Source organism: Exiguobacterium sp. s189 (assembly GCF_018617615.1).
Taxonomy (GTDB): Bacteria; Bacillota; Bacilli; order Exiguobacteriales; family Exiguobacteriaceae; genus Exiguobacterium; species Exiguobacterium aestuarii_A.
The window spans coordinates 1-18,614 of record NZ_JACSKM010000012.1 but is presented as its reverse complement, the minus strand read 5'-3'; the positions used below and the strand labels follow the sequence as shown (position 1 = coordinate 18,614).

At 49.6% G+C, this 18,614-nt stretch carries 19 protein-coding genes; 1 reads left to right on the top strand and 18 read right to left on the bottom strand.

Annotated features, from left to right (window positions below; genetic code table 11):
* Positions 1-109 precede the first annotated feature (109 nt).
* The 4 genes from istB to KNO99_RS13045 all read right to left on the bottom strand — a co-directional run bounded on the left by istB (position 110) and on the right by KNO99_RS13045 (position 5,414).
* Positions 110-859: an IS21-like element helper ATPase IstB gene (istB, locus tag KNO99_RS13060; protein ID WP_214749388.1), complete on the bottom strand. Its 750-nt coding sequence runs from the start codon at positions 857-859 to the stop codon at positions 110-112.
* Positions 852-2,408 carry an IS21 family transposase gene (gene istA, locus KNO99_RS13055; RefSeq protein WP_214749386.1) on the bottom strand — a complete coding sequence of 519 codons (1,557 nt, stop codon included), beginning with the start codon at positions 2,406-2,408 and terminating at the stop codon, positions 852-854. The genes istB and istA (KNO99_RS13055) overlap by 8 nt, the downstream gene beginning before the upstream one ends.
* Positions 2,409-2,439: 31 nt before the next feature.
* Positions 2,440-3,243 (bottom strand): IS21 family transposase, encoded by an 804-nt coding sequence (gene istA, locus KNO99_RS13050; RefSeq protein ID WP_251131064.1) that lies wholly within the window; start codon positions 3,241-3,243, stop codon positions 2,440-2,442.
* Between the two features lie 794 nt (positions 3,244-4,037).
* Entirely contained in the window at positions 4,038-5,414 is a 1,377-nt protein-coding gene (locus KNO99_RS13045) for an ApeA N-terminal domain 1-containing protein (RefSeq protein ID WP_214749383.1), read from the bottom strand.
* Positions 5,415-5,740: 326 nt separating this feature from the next.
* Between KNO99_RS13045 and KNO99_RS13040 the strand changes: the two genes are divergently transcribed.
* Positions 5,741-6,616: a hypothetical protein gene (locus KNO99_RS13040; RefSeq protein ID WP_214749380.1), complete on the top strand. Its 876-nt coding sequence runs from the start codon at positions 5,741-5,743 to the stop codon at positions 6,614-6,616.
* 54 nt (positions 6,617-6,670) lie between these two features.
* Here KNO99_RS13040 and KNO99_RS13035 read toward each other — a convergent pair whose 3' ends face one another.
* The 14 genes from KNO99_RS13035 to KNO99_RS12970 form a co-directional block, all read right to left on the bottom strand.
* Positions 6,671-8,113 carry an ArdC-like ssDNA-binding domain-containing protein gene (locus KNO99_RS13035; RefSeq protein ID WP_214749377.1) on the bottom strand — a complete coding sequence of 481 codons (1,443 nt, stop codon included), beginning with the start codon at positions 8,111-8,113 and terminating at the stop codon, positions 6,671-6,673.
* A gap of 4 nt (positions 8,114-8,117) precedes the next feature.
* Positions 8,118-8,405 carry a hypothetical protein gene (locus KNO99_RS13030; RefSeq protein ID WP_214749374.1) on the bottom strand — a complete coding sequence of 96 codons (288 nt, stop codon included), beginning with the start codon at positions 8,403-8,405 and terminating at the stop codon, positions 8,118-8,120.
* Between the two features lie 5 nt (positions 8,406-8,410).
* Entirely contained in the window at positions 8,411-8,860 is a 450-nt protein-coding gene (locus KNO99_RS13025; protein ID WP_214749371.1) for a hypothetical protein, read from the bottom strand.
* Positions 8,861-8,869: 9 nt separating this feature from the next.
* Complete coding sequence (mobP2, locus tag KNO99_RS13020) at positions 8,870-10,024, bottom strand: MobP2 family relaxase (RefSeq protein ID WP_214749368.1); 1,155 nt, start codon at positions 10,022-10,024, stop codon at positions 8,870-8,872.
* Positions 10,017-10,268, bottom strand: coding sequence for a hypothetical protein (locus tag KNO99_RS13015; protein ID WP_214749365.1), 252 nt, complete (start codon positions 10,266-10,268; stop codon positions 10,017-10,019). Before KNO99_RS13015 ends, mobP2 begins: the two co-directional genes overlap by 8 nt.
* Positions 10,269-10,460: 192 nt before the next feature.
* A complete protein-coding gene (locus tag KNO99_RS13010) occupies positions 10,461-11,306 on the bottom strand; it encodes a hypothetical protein (protein ID WP_214749362.1) in 846 nt (281 codons plus the stop codon).
* Positions 11,307-11,885, bottom strand: coding sequence for a hypothetical protein (locus tag KNO99_RS13005; RefSeq protein WP_214749359.1), 579 nt, complete (start codon positions 11,883-11,885; stop codon positions 11,307-11,309).
* Positions 11,886-11,915: 30 nt separating this feature from the next.
* On the bottom strand, positions 11,916-13,022 hold the full coding sequence (locus tag KNO99_RS13000; RefSeq protein WP_214749356.1) for a lysozyme family protein: 1,107 nt from the start codon (positions 13,020-13,022) through the stop codon (positions 11,916-11,918).
* The gene (locus KNO99_RS12995) at positions 13,022-14,974 is read right to left on the bottom strand and encodes a VirB4 family type IV secretion system protein (protein WP_214749353.1); all 1,953 of its coding nucleotides are present in this window, start codon (positions 14,972-14,974) and stop codon (positions 13,022-13,024) included. Before KNO99_RS12995 ends, KNO99_RS13000 begins: the two co-directional genes overlap by 1 nt.
* 17 nt (positions 14,975-14,991) lie before the next feature.
* Positions 14,992-15,690, bottom strand: coding sequence for a hypothetical protein (locus KNO99_RS12990; protein WP_214749350.1), 699 nt, complete (start codon positions 15,688-15,690; stop codon positions 14,992-14,994).
* Entirely contained in the window at positions 15,614-15,913 is a 300-nt protein-coding gene (locus tag KNO99_RS12985) for a DUF5592 family protein (protein ID WP_214749347.1), read from the bottom strand. Before KNO99_RS12985 ends, KNO99_RS12990 begins: the two co-directional genes overlap by 77 nt.
* A gap of 6 nt (positions 15,914-15,919) precedes the next feature.
* Entirely contained in the window at positions 15,920-17,881 is a 1,962-nt protein-coding gene (locus KNO99_RS12980) for a pLS20_p028 family conjugation system transmembrane protein (RefSeq protein ID WP_214749344.1), read from the bottom strand.
* Positions 17,882-17,896: 15 nt separating this feature from the next.
* Positions 17,897-18,313: a hypothetical protein gene (locus KNO99_RS12975; protein ID WP_214749341.1), complete on the bottom strand. Its 417-nt coding sequence runs from the start codon at positions 18,311-18,313 to the stop codon at positions 17,897-17,899.
* Between the two features lie 16 nt (positions 18,314-18,329).
* A complete protein-coding gene (locus KNO99_RS12970; RefSeq protein ID WP_024127790.1) occupies positions 18,330-18,572 on the bottom strand; it encodes a hypothetical protein in 243 nt (80 codons plus the stop codon).
* Positions 18,573-18,614: the final 42 nt, after the last annotated feature.

The following is an 18,614-nucleotide window of genomic DNA, read 5'->3' as shown; positions in this document are numbered from 1 at the left end:
TGACTCAAAGTCCGTTGGACAAGGGATTGTGGCATTGTGAGCCATCGATTGCGGACGACTGAGCCACCTAGTGCGAAGAAAAGAGCCATCACTTGGATGGCTCGGACGGTCAGCGTGCTGATATCCCATGGCGTTCCCTCATCGATATTTCACCGTCGATCATGATTTGATAAGAGTCATGGATGATCCGATCAAGGATTGCCTCTGCGATGGTCTCGGTTCCTAATCGAAGATGCCATCCGCTTGGGTCGATCTGAGAACAGTAGATGGTGGAGAGGGTCTTATGGCGCGACTCCGAAATCTCGAGGAGGATCGTCGCCTCGTCAGTCGTCAAGTCGGTCAATAGCCATTCATTGAGGATGAGTAGGTCGACTTTTGTATACTTTTTGAGGAGTCGTCGGTAGCTCCCATCGGCCGCGAGCTTCGCCAGTGTCAGTTCGTCCAACAGTTCAGGCAGACGAATGTATCTCACTTTGAACGACTGGCGACAGGCCGAGACCCCGAAGGCGGTCGCGAGATAGGTCTTCCCGGATCCTGTCGGTCCCTTCAGAATCAAATTGTGGCCGTCCAAGATGTAAGTTCCGCTTGCCAACTTAAGGATTTGCTCTTTGTTCAATCGACGGTCGGCATGGTACTCGATGTCCTCGATGCAGGCATTCGAGTTGATGAACGAGGCAGCCTGAATCAGCCGGTGCAGCTTGCCGTTCTTTCGTCTGGAATGCTCAAAATCGACGAGTAGTGCCAGTCGTTCATCAAAGTCCATGCGTTGAAAATCGCGATTGGATGACTGTTCCCCATAGGCTTCGGCCATCCCGTTCATCTTCATCTCAATCAGTTTGGCAATCGTCTGTTCATTCATCTTTATCAGCTCCCCCATAGTATGCCGCACCACGCATGAAGCTATAGTGATTGTTGGCAGTTTCCGTCTTGCGTTTCAACTCCTGCTCGGCGTCGCTCTTCTTGTTGTTCGACAGGATGCTCTGGATGCCCTTGACCGTCGGTCTGTTGGTTATGGAGACGACCATCTTACAGGCGCGCTCGATCTCATACTTGGAATAACGTCGCTCCAGTTTCTTCAGCGTGAAGATAGATTGGAGTGCCAATCGCTCGGTCTGAGCAGTGCCAAGAAGGAAATCGATCACTTTTAATGTGTTCGGACCGATCTCGTCTGCCCAGTCTTTTGCGTTCTCCGGGGTCTGGTCGATGTAGAGCTTATGGTTGTCGGGCATGTGATCGCGGTTGGTCGATAATTGTCCGAAGCGTCCAACCAGCAGTTTGTGGGAGGTAATCCGCATCTCGTTGAAATACACCTCGACCAATTGCTCGGTCAGTCGCACCGCGACCTGACAGTTGATATATTCATAGGGCACCGAATAAAACATGCTCTCGACGGATATGTGGTAGTCCGGGCGGACCTTCGCGTCCCGCCAACTCGATTGTTTGTACGAATGCTTCGGCAGTGGTGCTAACGCGAACTTTTCCTCTTCCTCGAATGCGGAAAAACGGCTGCCGGGTTTCCGGGTGAACGGACGACGGTTGAACTCTTCTAGTTTTTCATGGACCTCGCGGTTCAACTCCTCTAGGCTGAAACAGTGGGAGTTCCTCAAGGCGGCGATGATCCAAGTGGAGATGACACCGACGGAACCCTCGACACTCGGCTTGTCTTTAGGTGCGCTCACACGCGCGGGCATGACGACCGTCCCATAATGTTCAGCCATCTCTCGGTATGTCGGGTTGAGGATGAGTTCACGTGACGTGTTTCTCGTGACACCGGTCTTCAGATTGTCAGGGATGAGAATCTGGGTGCTCCCACCGAAATAGCTGTAGGCATGGTTATGGCACGTAATCCATGCAGACAAGTCCATCGAGAGACTCGCCTCGGCATAAGACAATTGGCTACAGGGCAATGTCGCTACGAATATGTATACTTTTACTTTTTCTCCTGTGTCCCGATCGATGATGAACGTGGTTGAACCGGCCCAGTCGACTTCCATCACTTCCCCTGGTTTGCGACGAATCCGGAGCGTAGCCCTATGCTTGTTCGCATAGGCGCTGTAATGTCGGACGAAACTCCGATAGGAGTAAGGAATGCGCTTGTTTGTGCGGCACTCCATCTCGTACTCGTGATGCAGGAGCGACAGGGTGACGTTCGGCTTTGCCAATTCCTTGTGTACATAGTCAAAATCGATCGGATGTCTACCGGAAGATTCAAGCGTCTTCTCAGGGAATAAGAACTCTTCAATCCACTTGTCGGTCATGTCATCATCGAAAGGTCCCATCAAGCCCTTGTCTGTCGCCCGGTCAATCACCTCCGTCACTTTCTGACGCGAGTTTCCAGTGCTAGCCGCGATACTTCTCAGGCTCAGCCCTTGCTCCCTGAGTCTTAGAATAGCTAAATACCGAAGCATAAAAAACCTCCCATGTAACGATGTCACACCATTAGGTGTGCACATTAATCATAGGGAGGCAATATGAAGGTTGGTCGGGGCTTTGGCACCGTTTGGTAAATTGGCGGATACGGCTAGGCACGACGACCGTCCGATAATGGTCCGCCAGCTCACGGTAAGCCTCATTCACCTGTGAGTCGCCTCGACGATGCTTCGTGATTCCGGTCTTGAGGTTGTCCGGGACCAGCGTCTCGGTGACGCCGCCGAAGTATTCAAAGGCGTGTACGTGCGCAGTCAGCCACGATTGCGACTTCATGTCGAGGAAGGCCTCGGCGTAAAAATATTGGCTGTACGGAAGCGCAGCGACAAAGACATAGGCCTCAATCTCCTCGCCGGCGGCACTGTCCATGATTTTCAGCGTCGCTCCGGCCCAGTCGACCTCCAAGACCTCGCCCGGCTTACGACGGATGGGCATGGTCAGCTTGTACTTCTTTGCGCATGATCCATACTTCTCTGTGAAGGAGCGATAGGCATACGGGATTCTACCTGCGTCTCTCGCCGTGCTGCAGTATTCATGGTGAAGCAGCTTCAATGTCACGTTCTTCTTCTGTAGCTCCTTATGGATCATCTCAAAATCGACAGGGTGGTAACCCTTTTCTATCGGTTCACGCTCAGGGAACAAGAACTCATACAGCCATTTTTTTGTCATCCTATCTTCTAAGCTGTCGATGCCACGTTCAGTGGCGCGTTGAATCACATCGCTCACCGTGTTCCTCGAATGTCCCGTGCTCGCACTGATCGTGCGTTGACTGATCCCATCAAAATGAAGTTCCAGTATCTTGCGACCATCTATCAAAACAAAACCCCCATACTTCAATGTCATGCCGACGGCATGCATCTCAAGTATAGGGGAGAAAAGGCATCAAGAGTATAAGTGGAATAGTGTCCGCACTCGGTGGCTCAGAAGAATGCACAAGTGGCTCATTTTAAATGCAATAATCACGAAGATTTCAATTCGGTAACACTGTTAATCACACCGTGAAATTTTGATTCTTTGATCGAACTATCCCATTAGACCAATAGGACAAGGGTGTAAAAGCTGGTTATCAAATAAAAAGGCTTGTATACATTTCGATATCGAAATGTATACAAGCCTTTTTACGATTTTTATAATCCGAACAGATAACCAAGTGTTAATCAAAAAAATGTTACAACGAAGTAGACTGTAGGAGGGGAGAGGAATTGTTCTTCAATGGACAGAGAGACGCTTCTGCCATATTTGAAGCAAAATGATGTTATCAAGCATGGGAAAGTCATTCTCCCACCAACCTGTCATTGTCATGGCCCCGAAGATACGGGTATAGTCAGTGGTAGCTCATGATTGGCTGAAGCCGGCTGTATTTTGCACTACACAGATACGCGACACCGCGAGTCCCATACCTGCTTGACTACTTCATGTTCGAAGGGGAGCGGATTCCCTTCAACAAAGATTTTGCGGGGAGAGATGAACAGATCATCCAAGCCTTGATTGAGAAGATTCGGCTCGATAAAGTGAAGAGAAGACACAAGTGAATATGAAAAGACATTCTCTTAGGGTAGAGAATGTCTTTTCATATAATGGTATTCTTTTAAATTAAAGAATTTAGATTGTTAGTTTTCCATTGTATTATCTAAAACAATTTCTACAGGCTGTGGAGGTACTAAATTTTCTTTAATATTTAGAAATTCATGGTTTTGCATCAATCTCTGCTTAATTAATTCTTCATTTATTCCTAATTCCCTTAGCAAAAGGATTCTTAATACAAACTTCATGTACTGTGATACATAGTACATTTTCTCGACATCAAGAGTGCGGTCTTTTAATCGTTCATCAAAATGAGTGTAATAGTTTCGGGTATCAACAATCTTGTTAATATAAGAACTTCTTTTATTTGAGGGAATTTCAAAGATACTATTCACTTCTGAAAAAATTGATTGTAATCTTTTTCTTAGTCGAGGTTCGTTTGAAATTGCACCTGAAACAAGTGCTTGATCATCCTCTTGTAAGTCGGAAGTTATTCTTGTGATTAATTCTTGAAATTCTTCGTCTGTCCATATTTTATTATTTCGCATTCTTCTTGAGAATGCCTCTAAAGCCTGTACAACTTTAAGAAACGATGTCGGTACGTGAAAGGCTTTTTCATGTGCTTCGACGAAATAGTAAATAATTGGCTCTAATAATTCTTTTTTTGTATTCCATGCTTTAAGACACTCTTCAAATGAATCTTTAATGTAAGAAAATTTAATAATTATCTCATGATCTTTGATTGTATTATGTTCTTCTTCGCGTTTTTGAAATAATAGAGTAATTGGATTCCCGTCAGCATCCTTAGAGAAATAGTTATTAGAATCTATTGATTCGCCAATGCAGAGAGTTAAAAAATTGGAAAAATCATTTACTACATCTAGAGCTTCATTATAGAGAACACCCTTGTTAAATGAAAATTTTACAAATTCCGTTTGTTTAACGGCGAATTCACTAAATTGATCTCCAGAGAAATCAGTTTTGTATGTGAACTCTATATTTGAGTTAGAACCTTCAATTCTAATTACTTCAGGCATTCTATAATGCATTGATAACTCGTTTGATTCTGACAGTGGGTGTATTTGAAACGGCCTGTTGTTAAGCCAAAAATTTAATGCTGTATAATCAGTTTGAATTTCCGAAATAACTAATTCATCAATACTATCGTAATGCCCGCCAATAACAGCAAGACTAGACCTCCAAACAGATACAGGAAACCCGGGAAATCCCCATTGTTCGCTAGATTTAAACGAATCTACAAGTGTTACTTTACTTCCATTCGACAACACGCCATGAATTATTGGTAGTTTATTTATTCCTAATCCAGATAAACCATTAAAATTATGAGCCATTTTCAACTCACATTCTTTATTATCTTCAATGGTTAATGTACCTGTTAACTTTTCTTCTGGGTTTGATGGTAAATACCATAACCCTATATTTTCTCTATCAAACTTATTCATTCAATCACCTCTTAGATTATTATATATAAAAAATAGCATCAATTAACAAATTTATTTTTTATGAATTATTTTATGTATTTTTTTACTTAATTTAGTGATATTTAAAATGTGATCAATGTATTGAGAGCGAAGGTTTCATGTTTTTATCACGTGAATCATTCTATGAATAATCCATGCACGAATCTTTAAAAAGGATGAGAGTCCTGAATGCATGGGTGGAACATATATACAAAGAATGAATGAAGTTTACTTGTAAGAATAAAAAATAAAAAACAGATTTTGGTGCTTCAGCAATTGAAATGGAGTGGGGATAAGGAGAGAATCTAATGACTCAAAAAAATATATACCAAGTTGGACAAATCGGACAAACTTTTTACGATCTTCAGCATGTCTTGAGTAAGCTCTATACATCGAGAATGGTCACGAACATCATTGAAAGTCAACGTACCATGAAATTGATAGACGCCCGAATAATAGAGACCATGGTGAATACGCAACGTGCCTTGAGCAAACTCGATACATCGAGAATGGTCACGAGCATCATTGAAAGTCAACGTATCATGAAAACGATAAACGCCCGAATATTAGACTTTCAAAAAGTGGATATATCGAGTCTGATTAAGACAATTATTACTGAAGATAGTTTACAAAACATCGATGATCAAAACTTGAACAAGATTATAAATGAATATTCAACACTGGATAATGAAAAATCTTCAGATTCTGAAAGTCAATTAAATGATGTTCTAAAAAATATCCTGACGATTTTAAATGTAAAAATAAATAACTTATCAGAACTATTCGATGGTTTTAAGAAAAAACAAGCGTTTCTGTGGGTCTTCTTTTATCTTATATTTAGAATTTTCATTGAGCCTGCAGCATTAGAAATTACTAAAAACTTCGTTTTAAATCAATTTGAATACTCTACTGAAAATCCTAAACAAAATATCAAAGATTTGAAAAAAGAAGTATCCAGTGAGTTTGAGGAACATGAACAATATTTAGACATGATACGTGTAACAAATCGTGAAACACAAGTGTATCGTTCTTACTTTAAAGAAAGTGGAAGAATCGATTCTATTCCCTTCAATCGTCCGGTTATGATTCTAGTGAAAAAGAGAAACTGGTCTCTGATAGTCTACATGAATAGTCAAGGAGTAGAGTGCACAGGATGGGTGTTTACAGGAAATCTTTTAAAGTAATTAACCCCATTTTTTAAAGCTTAAATAGACGTATGAGGTTTGAAACTCATACGTCTAAAACTCAATTAGACGTTCAATGTTTAACATGGCTATTCTTGATAAAGATTTTTTTTCTTCGTCTAGAAGTACATCATGCCAACGTTCTTCGAGGGACTTTAGAATTGGTTTCTCTAATCGATTGCCCTTTTCCAAATCGTGTAAGGGATGTACGGTTCTCTCGGGATCAAAGTGACCGCTGACCAATGACTGATTGGGTAGTGCGACAGTGTATGCGACAAGTTTTTCTTCACTAAAATCGTGATTGTTTGCGACACCGAATGACTGGAATCCGAAACCTTTATCGTGAATATACATGAGTGGCTCATCGACACGATCCATCTTCAGGTTCGTCTCGCGGGTCGCTTTTGCGTTCAAATAGGGCTCCACCTCCTCTGGGAACACACTTTGTACGGCATGCACTCGTTCATAGAGACTGAGGTCAGCGTCTTTCCATCCCATACGCTGATTCAGTTGCTCGAAGTATTCTAGTGGAGTCTGTTCCTTCTCGTGCTCTAAAGTGTGCACCTTTTCTAAATGTGATTCGATATGGTCGAGGAAAGTCGCGGAAGTCTGATGGACCTCCTGCAACAATTGTTCCTTGTCTAAAAGTTCCTTGTCTTTCGTCCAACCGGCCAAGTAAGAGAGCGAGAAGTCGTCCGTCGGGAACCCGAGTTGATTCGAGACGACGTAGGCGACCATTTCGGCCTGGAACTCCTTCTCGGGTACCGTGAGCGGTTTGTCCCGTTCGAGGTTCCGCTCTTGGTTGTGCAGCTCCGCGTGGGCGAGCTCGTGAATCAGGACGCTGATGTCCTCGATCGATGTGTTCCGCGGGTTCAAAGCAATCGCATGCAGCTCCGGATAGTAACAGCCCTTCGCCGTCCCGATTTCGTCGAGCGGTTCCTCCAATAGTGTCACATTCCGGGCATCCGCGAGCGTCTTCAAGGCATCACGGATGTCTTGTTCGTTCTCGAGCCCGCCGTCCCGATGATATCGTTTGAAGATGTCCGAGACCTCGATTCCTTTCTCGCGTGCGTCGGTCTGCGTGTATTCGAAGACGTGACCGATTTTGAAGTACATCATCTTGCGTGACGGAATGCGTCCTTGGTTCACGCCGTCTTTGACTGGCTTCGGCGCCTTGCTGAGCGGTACCCATTCATCTTTGTGTAAGGCGTACGTCACCGGGTTCGGGACGAACACTTTGATGCCACGCTCACCTTTTTGGACCTGCGCGCCTTGCTTCTCCCAGAACGAATAAGAACCGACCGCGCTCGCGCCAGGGAACTGTGACTCGATCAAGACCGCGTTCCGCATCGAGTATTGATGGAACTTGCCGAGGAACTGCAGATGTTCTCGAATCTTCTCTGGGCTCTCGAAGTAGCTGTCGATCTGTTGTCCCATCTGTTCGGTCAAGGCTTCGAGCTCGGCTTTCCGTTCTTCGTTCGTCTTGATGTTGGCCATCGTGTCAGACTCCTTCCTTCAACAAGTCGGTGACAGATTCATCACTACCCGCAAATTCGTTCAGTTCACGTTCGAGTTGTGGCGACGTTTCCGGGATGTCGAGTAACAGCCGTGTCCGCTCGAAATTGACGGGAAGCAAGATAATCTCGTCTTGCGCGATGGCGGTCAAAAGTTGATGCTCGGAAACGGACACCGGGATGTCGTACCGTTTTCCATAGATGAGGACCGTGACGGTATCGGGTTGAAGCGTCAACAGTTGTCCCATCGTGAAGGGACGGTCAAGTGGTCGCATAGGATTCATCCTCTCTCAAAAGTTAGTGTGTCCTTCTTCTGTTTTTGTTGCTCGATACGTTCCTGAACGACACGTTCCGCCGTCGCGAGGAACGTCGGCTTGAATTGGTCGGTCGTCATGATGTCCTCGATGCCCTCGGTCTGCATCAGCGCCTGCAGAAGCTCTGTCAGGATCTGCCCGTGGCGGTCGGAACGGTTCGCGGCGAGGCGAATCCGCTCGAGTTCCGTCGACACCTGCTCGTTCATCAACTCCTCGACATGATGAGAGACCTGTGCGCTGATCGAGCGGGTAAGGAACTGCATGTCCCACTTCTCGTCGGCCAGTTGGTTATGTTCTTCTATGATATGGTCGATGACCTGACCGAGATGGCCGAAGCGTTTGTCCTCGGCGAACTCTTCTAAATACGCGACCGTCTCCGGTTTCAAGCGGAGGCGGATCTGTCTCAACTCTTCCATCGTCCTCCCTCACTTTCCATATTCGATGTCCCGTTCCAGCTGTTCGAAAGCGCGTTGGTTCTTCAAGTGTTCGAACTCGTCGTTCATGTGCCGCTCGATCCGGTAGAGTGATTCGTTGAAAATCTTTTGTTGATTGAATACGCGTCGGACCGGATGTTTAGGGGCTTCATTTTTTTCAAGTGTCTTTTGTTCTTTTGACAAGTCTCGCATCTCGGAGAGGATGGCATTCCCCATCCGGGCGTAGAGGTTCTGTCGTTTTGTCATCTGGTACCGCTCGGCCTTCTCCGTGTCGCCGTAGCTGCGACGATGGAACGACACTTCCTGTTCAAGCCGCTCGTTGAAGGCTTGAAACTCAGATTTGAAGTGAATGTCGATATAACTGTCAGTCAGACGGTCGAGCGATTCACGGAGCGGTTGCATCCCGTTCATGTTGTAGCGCCACTGTCGTTTGTCTTCCGGCAAGCGTTCATAGATGTCCTTGAACTGACGGACGAGCTCGGGATGCAGGACACGGTTCGGGAGCGTTTGGATCTTCCGGTTCCGTTTATGGGCGACCAGTTCGTCTCTTATGAACGCGTTCAGCTTCTCCTGTTCTTTCGTCCGGTCAGCGAGGGAATGGATGACCTTCGACTTCATCAGCTCGATCGATTTTGGTTTGCGTTTTCCGCGCTCACGCATATGGCTCGTCTCGACGATGGCGACATGCACATGGATGTTGTCGGTGTTGTAATGGACGGCACCGGTCCAGTAGGCGTGGACCATCTTCTCTTTTTGGAGCATTGAATCGACCGCGTTCCGTGTCGCCTGGACCAACCGCTTCTCATCGACGATGTCGTCGTGGAGCACACCGGTCTCTAGTAGCCAGGCGTTGTCGAACGAGATGACGTCCTGCCAGAGGATGCTCCCGTTCTCTTGCGCGTTCTTGAAGATGTCGCGGACGGCGTGACGCTTTTCGTCGTCCAACCGGTCGTCCTCGCGTGTGAACAGACCGCTCGATTTCGTCTCGTCTTCCATGTAGTCATGATACATCTCGAACCGTTCGCGGCTGTCTTTGGCGTCCGGTCGATTGATGTAGTCGAGGTACGTCGTGTAGCGACGCGACTTCTTTTTCGTGCCCGGCACCTTGAACTTCGATTTGATGACGACGCCCGGTGTCTCACGCATCCTGCATCACCTCGTTCAACAATCGGGTCACTTCGGCGAGCTCATCCGCGCTACGTTTCAGGTGGAGTGTGTTCGCTTCAAGCTGTCGTTCAAGCCGTTCGAACTGCGTCGATTGGATACCGTTCGCGCACCAGGAGGCGAGCAGTTCTTTCAAATATTGTTGCCGGGAGCGGTTGTGTTCCTTCGCCCAGTCATCGATTTGTTTCACGGTGACGGGGTCGATGTCGCGGAGTAACAGATCCATTTGCCTGACCACCTTTCTGGAGGCTGTATATTGCCGAGGTCCTAAAAGTTCGTTCAAAGAGCATAAGGGGAAACTGCTATCACTTCCCGTGATAGCCCAGGCAGAGCCTAGGGTTTCCGTGATATCACCAAAAGTCCAAAAATGGCACGAAATGTGCCAGTAAAACCAGCGATTTGGCACGAAATGTGCCACTTAAATCGACAGTTCCCGGAGCCGCACGCGCAGTTTGTCGTGCTTTTCTTCGAGCGCTTGGACCGACTGTTCGAGTTTATCGAGTTCGAGTGTGAGCTCGTCGCGCTTCCGGCTGAGGTCGAAGATTTCGTTCTCCTGTTCGACCTGTTCGTCGAGCGAAAGATAGGGGAGTTCGTCCTCAAGTTCCTTTTTGTCACGGTCGAGCCGTGTGATCTGTTGCCGCTGCGCCTCGACCGCCTGTTGCGCTTTTTCTAACTGGCGCTCGGTTTTTACGAGCCCGTCCTCGACGAATAGTTTCGTGAAAGTTGTCTCGTCAGATGATGTGTGGCTCGCCTGTTCGATGGTCCGACGGTCGGCATAGAGGGACGTCAAAAGACCGTTCTCCCGTTCCTCGGATGTGAGTGTGTCGATTGATATTGATTGTGACTCATTCAATCCGTAAATCCGGACGGCGAGCTGGTCGAAGTCGCTCGGCACGTCCTTCAACTCGAGAACATATTGGTCGTTCCGGTCGTAGAGAAAATCAACTTCCTTCTCGGAATCCGGACGTGCCTTATAGACGTAGCGGAAGACATGATTGTTTGTGTTGCCCGGTGCGTCATCGAGCGAGAGTCGGATGCGCATTGTCTTCGTCTTCGTATCGTAACTGGACGCGTGGAGTGTCACGGTCTCCCCGTTTGAGAGTCGGATTGGCTCGTTAATCGGCGTCTCATTGACCAGTGATTCTTCGGCAAAGAAAAACGATGAGGTGCCGAAGAAGAGGAAACCGATGACAAAGAACACGCCGAGCCCGAGGTAGAACCGGGAGACGTTCTGGGTGAGACGTCGTCGCGTTTGTCGCCGCATCTAGATCCCTCCTTCCGATGTCAGGTCTTCCATCTCGGTGACAACCAGATGTCCATTGATGGACTCGAACGTCAAGGCCAACAGTTCTTGCGTCGTCTCTTCATAACCCGTCTCGGTGATCAACAGGTCCTGTTCGAATCGCACGAGACAATCTTCTCCGGAGACAGAAGGGAACACCTCGACGTCGCGGACGGTCGTCTCGAACGTGCCGACATCAATGCCGTCAGCGTCGAAGAATGTGGCCGCGAGATCATCCGACATGACCTCTTTCGCCTGTCGCTTCTGGGTCGTATAACTGTCCTTCGTGATGGTGAAGGCGTACTCGACGAAGCGCGTCGCGCGTGTTGTCAGCTCCTCCATTCGTTCCGTCTCCTTCGAAGCGACGACTTGTTCGGTGTCCGCTGACGTATCCTCGGAGGTTGCCGATTCAAGGGAAGTGACGCTCTCATTTTTCGTCTCACTCGCGTCTGAAGTACTCGTGACAGCCGTCGCTTGTTGATAGAAAAAGGCGTTCGCCGCGAGTGAAATAAGAAACAGTACCCCGAACAGATACGCGAGGTGACGTGCGGTGAAGTTCATCCTTTCTCCTCCTTTCCATACATGCATGACTCAAAAACCGAAGACCGGGCCGGGGTCGATGTGTCCGGACCATTCGCTCGTCTTGATCTCGAAATGCAAGTGGTTCCCGCTCGATCGGCCAGTCGTGCCGCAGTAACCGAGCGCTTGCCCAGCGTCGATCTGTTGCCCGCTTTGGACGCCGAGACGACTCAGGTGCGCGTACGCCGTGATGTAATTGTCGTGCCGGACTTGGACGAGATTTCCGTACGGCCCGCGGTTCCCGCTATAGATGACGGTGCCGCTCTTGACCGCGTGGATCGTGTCGGACGGGGTGCAACTGAAGTCGATACCGGTGTGGTTGTCCCGTTGTCCGAAGACGACACGCCACCCGAAACGCGATGTCACGTTGAGCGGGATGGCGAGCGGGGAACATAACCCCGACAACAGTTCTTTCGTGATGACCCCGTCGGCGACGGCGACCGGCGCGAGGTATTTCAACACCGCGTCGACGTATTCGATGTCCCCATAACAGGCACCGTGCTGAACCGCGCTCGGACGATGACAGCGGTAGATGCCGGTGTGTTTCACGCGTTGGTACATCATTTGGGAGAACGAGATGGCGAGCTCTTTCGAGTACCGTCCGCCGTTCTCCTGGACATAATCGATGAAGCCGCCGCCGAAGTTGTAGCTCTGTAATGTGAGCTGTACGTCCCGGTTCGCCCGTTCGAAGACGGAGGCGAAATATTCGACGCCGTAGACGATGCTCTCCTCGGGGGAGGTGATGCACCCGATTCGTCCACACTTCGATTCGCTCGCCTGCATCGGGTCGTTCCCGCGTCCGCCGCTCTCCTGCATCATAAGCGCGAGCACGAGGTTCGTCTGTTCGGTCAGTCCGTGCTTCGACAGTTCCGATTCGACCAGGCCCCGATATTGGAGCACCTGGTCGCTTACTTGGAGACCGCCGGCCGTGTCGAACGTGACGTCGGTCGGTTGTTCGTTCTGGACACCTGAGAGCGTGTCGAGGATGCCGACGACGAGGATGACCAGGAACAAGACAAGTACCGCGATGCCGAGCAGGAGGATTCGCCACTTGAGCGTCGCGAGCTGCCATTTCGCTGTGACGGCGAAGCGGGCCGTCCATTTCGTGGCCGCCCACATTAGGCACCCCCACCGAACAAGACGAGTTCTTCGGGTGCGACATCGACGTCAAAGATGAGGTTCTGCACGCCGGAAATGCTGAGGACGACACGGCCCGTCTCGAGCGAGGGGATGATTCGCATCTCAGAATTCGAGAGTTGGCCATCGAACACCGTCTGGATGATTGGAATGCTTTCCGCGTCCTGTTCGCCGATGATCTTGTATTGCGTGAGCTGGAAGAGCGACTTGACGTTCTCGGCGTTCTCAGACTTCGATCCGGCCGGCACGAAGTCGGTGATCAAGTGCGATACGAAGAAGATGCCGCCGAAATATTTGCGCGCCTCACGCATACAGCGTTGCAGATACAGGATAGCCGGCTGGGCGATGTCGCGTGTGTTGATCAAGTGGTGCGCTTCGTCGATGACGATGAGATATTTGCATGCCTCCTCGGTCCGGAGCACGCCTTGGTTATACGCCTTCAGTTGGCTCGACCCGTTGGCAATCATCCCGTCCCACAGCATGTTCATCAGCGAGAACACCTGCGCCTGGAACACCTCGTCGCGTAGGCTCGTCAGGTTCCGGAGCGGGAACGAGACGATGAGCTCCTCGTCGAACCGGTCGATGGAGGAGTGGCCGTCGAAGATGTTGCCATAGTTATGGACGAGGTTCGTGACGGCGAGCTCGATGTTCTCGAGGCGCCGCACCCGGTTCGGGCTGATTGCCTCCTTGATCGAGGTACGTGTGTCGTCCGTGTAGAGCTCAAGACGCACGAGTTTTAAGAAGTCCGAGAACGTCGGATACTGGTTTGCCGGATGCGTCGTGATCGGCAGTTCGCCCTGTTCGTCCCAGAGTCCGTGCCGGACGTACAGATCACGAAGCAGGATCTCGAACTCGTTCGTCTCTTCCTGTGTCGCCGCCGGGTTGGTGTAGTGATAGAATACGGCCATCTTTGACAGGTGCTGCATGAACGAGAGCGCCTCGTTGGCGCTGCCGTCGTTATTTGTCACGGTCTTATAGACATGGAGCGGATTGATGAGACCGGCCGACCCGTCGAGCGCGATTTCTTTCCCGCCGAGCTGCCGCACCAGGTCGGAGAACTCGCCCGTGACGTCGAGGATGCGGATCTTGTTTCCCTTGATCGCCTGGTCGAGCACCGTCTTCTTGAGAAGTGTCGATTTCCCGGATCCCATCTTGCCGATCATGAGCGCGTTGTAGAACTTGCGTTGCTTGTCTTTGTGGAACAGGTCAAAGATGACGCTACCGTTCGTGTCAGTCGTCCCGTAATACGTGCCGGTCGCGTCCTGGAGCGACGTGAAGTGGAACGGATAGCCGCCGGCGATGGAGAGGGACGGGATCTCTTTCCCACGACGCCGGTTCGGGAGCTTTTGTTGTTGATCATAGCTCGTGAACAGGCTCTGCCATTCCCATTCCTGTTCGTTCAGAAAAATCGTCGAGCGGAAGTTCCGGGCCTCGAGCTCTTCCATCACTTCCTGCACCTTCACCTCGAGCGCGTCGAGCGTCTTCGCCTTCACATAGAGGCGCAGATGCAGATATTTCATCGTCTCGCCCTGAGTGATCTGTTCATAGAGCTCGTTCAGCTCCTTGTATGTCTCCCGGGCGTCGATGCGGTCGATGTTGTCCTTTGCGTTCTCGAAGCGCGTGTTCTGTTCGGCCATCGACTTGTTGATGGTCTGGATGATTTCACGCTTGTCGGCCGTCCCGATGTCGAGCGTCGTCAGAACGCCCGGCATGTTCAGAATCGGTTCGAGCCAGTAGTCATAGACGAGCGACTGATATTTGTAGACATGGAGGCAAGACAGATAGCCGTCCCCGAGCCGGACGAAGTTGGCGTCGAACTTAATGCCGCCCTGTGGCTGGATCTTGGCGATGACGTCGGGATTGTAACCTTTCTCGATCTTGACGGTCTCCGGGTCCGATTGTTTGGATAACTTGTCACGCAGGCGCTGCCACATGCGCGTCACTCCTTTCTTCAGGCGTCGAGTTGCGGTTTCGTGTTCGGGTTGTTCAGTTGATAGAGCACATGGACTTTCTGGTCGAGCGTCAGCTCGCGCATCGGGTTCGAGCGGCGGAGCAGTTTATAGAGGTGTGTCTTCCGTTCGCGTAGCGTCCGCTCGTCGTCGGCATAAAAAAAGAGGAGATAATCGCGATTGGTGCGATGCTCCTCGAGGTATTCGAGCTCCTGCTTTTTCTTCAACAAGAAGGGCAGGTAGGCCGGTGTCTGATTTTGTCGAATCTGTCGCTCGATGCTGATCTTCTGCCGCTCGAGACTGAGTGGCGTGTTCAGTGGCACGACCTTGAGCGGGTGCGTGTACGCCTGCAGGAGATAGGCGAGGGAGAACACGTCATGGTCTTTTTCCTCCTCGTTCAGTGAATAGATGTCCTTCGAGGTGAGCTGGACCATGTCGAGATAGGTCCCGTCGCGCATCTCGAACGACTCGGTACCGGTGATGTCGACGACCGGCATCAGTTGGGCGACCGTCGGTTTGACGACGACCTTGTCTTTGACCTTCCGTTTCTCGACCACGTCCTGTTCGTCGAGCCAGGTGCCCGTAGGTCTCGGTCCCTGTAGCGTGTCTTCGATGAACGCCATCTCACTCACGTCCTTTCGTGTGCGCGTCGAGCGCGAGATAGGTGTCTTTCCGTTTGATGAGCGCGTAGTAGAGCGCATGGACCATCCGCTTCTGCGGGTTCGTCGCCGGTCTGAGCACCATGAATAGACCGAAGACGACGAGGAAGACCGTGAACGGGATGTGCAGCACCGACGGGATGAACGGGAGCGTCACGAGCCGGAGCACGATGAGCCCGACGAGGAACAGGAAGTCGTGCAGATAGAGCATCTTGTTGATCTTCAGTTCGGTCGTGACCTCGTTCGGGATCCGGTATTTGCGCATGGGTCATCACTCCTTTTTCTTCATGTTGTCAGGTTTCGGTGGCGAGGTCGGATAGATCCGTCGCGACTCTTCCTGGTGCCGGCTATGACGGTGCGTCTGATTCTCACGCACCTGTTCGATGACCTCGGTCTCGACGTCGAGCGCGGTCTCCTGATGGATGGTCCGGCGGGCGCGTCCTTGGCGTTTCTCTGTTGTCGTATCACTCGAGTCTGTCGCAGATGCCGAAGACGAGGATGAATCGTTTAAATGTGTTGCCTCATGAGTTGTCGGTGACGTCCCGTCGTTTCGGGCTAGAGATTCATTGTGACGATTGCTTGATCCGGATGTGGTATCGATAGATCCAGTGACCGGTTCAAGAGTCGACGAAGCCGGGATTGGAGAATGCCCAGAGCTCGACTGATCGTGAATCGATTCCGGTCTTTGCGTCTCCGATAATATTGTTTGATGGTCGGACCCACGTTCGGCATTTGATTCAGGGTTCGTCGCATGGATTGATTCGGGAGACGTGCGACCCAACGTTTCTTTGACATGTGGAGAACTGTGCGCTTCCGGTTCTGATTCTTGACCACTGATTGGTTGCGCAACGTCCTTCGGATTTGTCGGTTTATCTTGGTCATGTTGAGTACGACTTGCGGTTTGATTCGTCTGAGCAACACCATCTGGATCGTTTTGTCTCTCGGTGTCCATCCGCTGTGAAGATTGGCCTGTTGCACTAAGCGGTGAACCGTTCTGCGGTATGGCGTTTGAATCCATCCGCGTCGTCGCGGCCTCATGGAGCGAGGGCATCTTTGGTGCGCCTTGTGTGGCCCGCGCGACCTTCGATACCGCATGGGCACCGGCCGAGGTCGCGCCTTTACCGGCAGCATAGGCGCCGAGGGCGACACCCCAGCCCCGTTTGAGACCGGCATCGATCCCGAACAGCCGCTCTACCATGTTCGGCCCGTCGATCAATGCGACCGAGAAGGCGATGAGGGCGATCAGATAGGCGAACCCGTCCAACGTCTCCGCGAGATAGGCGGTCCCGATCGTGTACAGCTTGATGGAGACGAAGATCAGAATGATCACGAGGAACGTGTTCAAAATGCTCTGGATGACCTTCTTCGTCTTTTGGCCACTGTGCAGATCGGACGGTGCAACGAGGATCGCTAGGACATAGTTGAAGGCAAGCTCGAACGAGAGACGAGCCAGTTTGTAGGCAATCGAGAACAGCGTGAAGCCCATGATTCCGAGTGTCACGAAGATGGTCAACCAGTTCGGCTGATAGCGGTAGTAATACTGGTTGTTCCATTCGACGCCACCTTGGTCGAGTTTACCGAGACTTGTCTCTTTTCCGTTCCATAGAATATAGGACTCGGCCAATTTGTTTCCGGTTGCCGATAAGTCATAGTTGTTCTTGTCGAAAATCTCATTAATTCGGATATTATCAATCAACTCAGTCGGAATGGCATTTAATGATTCGCCTGTATTAGCATCAAAATTCTTCGAATCGTGCTCAATCAAATCATGTACATTCCGCTTTAAGATACTCTCAGATAATGAGGCTTCCCCGTCGTAAAGCGAGTCTGTTCCGATTTCTGCGATTGCCTCATCAGAGAACTCCTGAATTTGGCTCATAGTTGGTGAAAGTAAACCTAAGATCAATAGTGTGATGAACAGGTTGATCAAAAAACTCTCACGTTCAAATTTCTTTTGAAAAATCAACAAGTACCCAGTGAACAAGAAACTTCCTGCTAAAAGAACATACAAAAAAGGTTGAATCGTAAGAACGAATTCAACCACTTGTTCATTATTGAAGAATGTATTGGTTAATAGGATTTGATCCGTAATTGATTCAAGGCCGTCAATCAAGACTGATAGTCCTCTGACAAGAATCCATCCCATTGAGCGCAGTGCGTCATTGACCATACTACTTATTTGGAGTACGTCTTCGTATTCCTGTAATTTGGTGATTAAATCGGAATCAGCCATTGAAAGACCCCCAATCTACTGAGTCCTAGTAAAGAAGTCCGCTAACTGTTGTTCGTAATTGTTCGCCGTCAACATTCCAACATTGATTTCATCTGTGACGCTTCCATCTTGAATGGAGTATAGAACGGCACCTTTTAGTTCGTCAGTATATTCAAAGTTACCACGATCGACAAGTTCCTCGCCATCTGGCTGAAACGTATTATAGAGTGTGACTTGTTGGTTCTCTTCGTTCGCTACCTCTTTTACGAATTCAACAAACTCTTCGAATTCACCATCTTCTTCTTTTACAATCAGCAAATAATCATCCTCTTCGGCTGTCATGACCTTCTCAATGTGTTCAATATCACGTTGAACTAAAGACTCATTGGAATTTGAGCAAGCTCCAAGTAAAAACAAGCTGATTCCTAAAGTACCCGCAAGTAGTTTCCTCATAACGTTTACCCCTCCGTCAGACGATTTTCCCCTTCAGTAGATCCGCGATCTTCAGGTTGACGCGGAAGTCGAACTTATCTATTAGTGTAACAGTTTTCGGGGTGTCTGAGGTGTCGTCCTGATAGACGGTCAGAAAGCCATCCGTCGTCTGGATATTGAGCACGTCGCCCCGTTCGAGGCGGACACGTTGCGTCTCGATGATCCTCGCGACTACACGCAATTCGTTCTGGATTCGCTTCTCTCTCGCACTCTCGGCCATGGGTTCGGCCTCCTCTCTACGGTGTGCCTTGCTTCAGTTTCT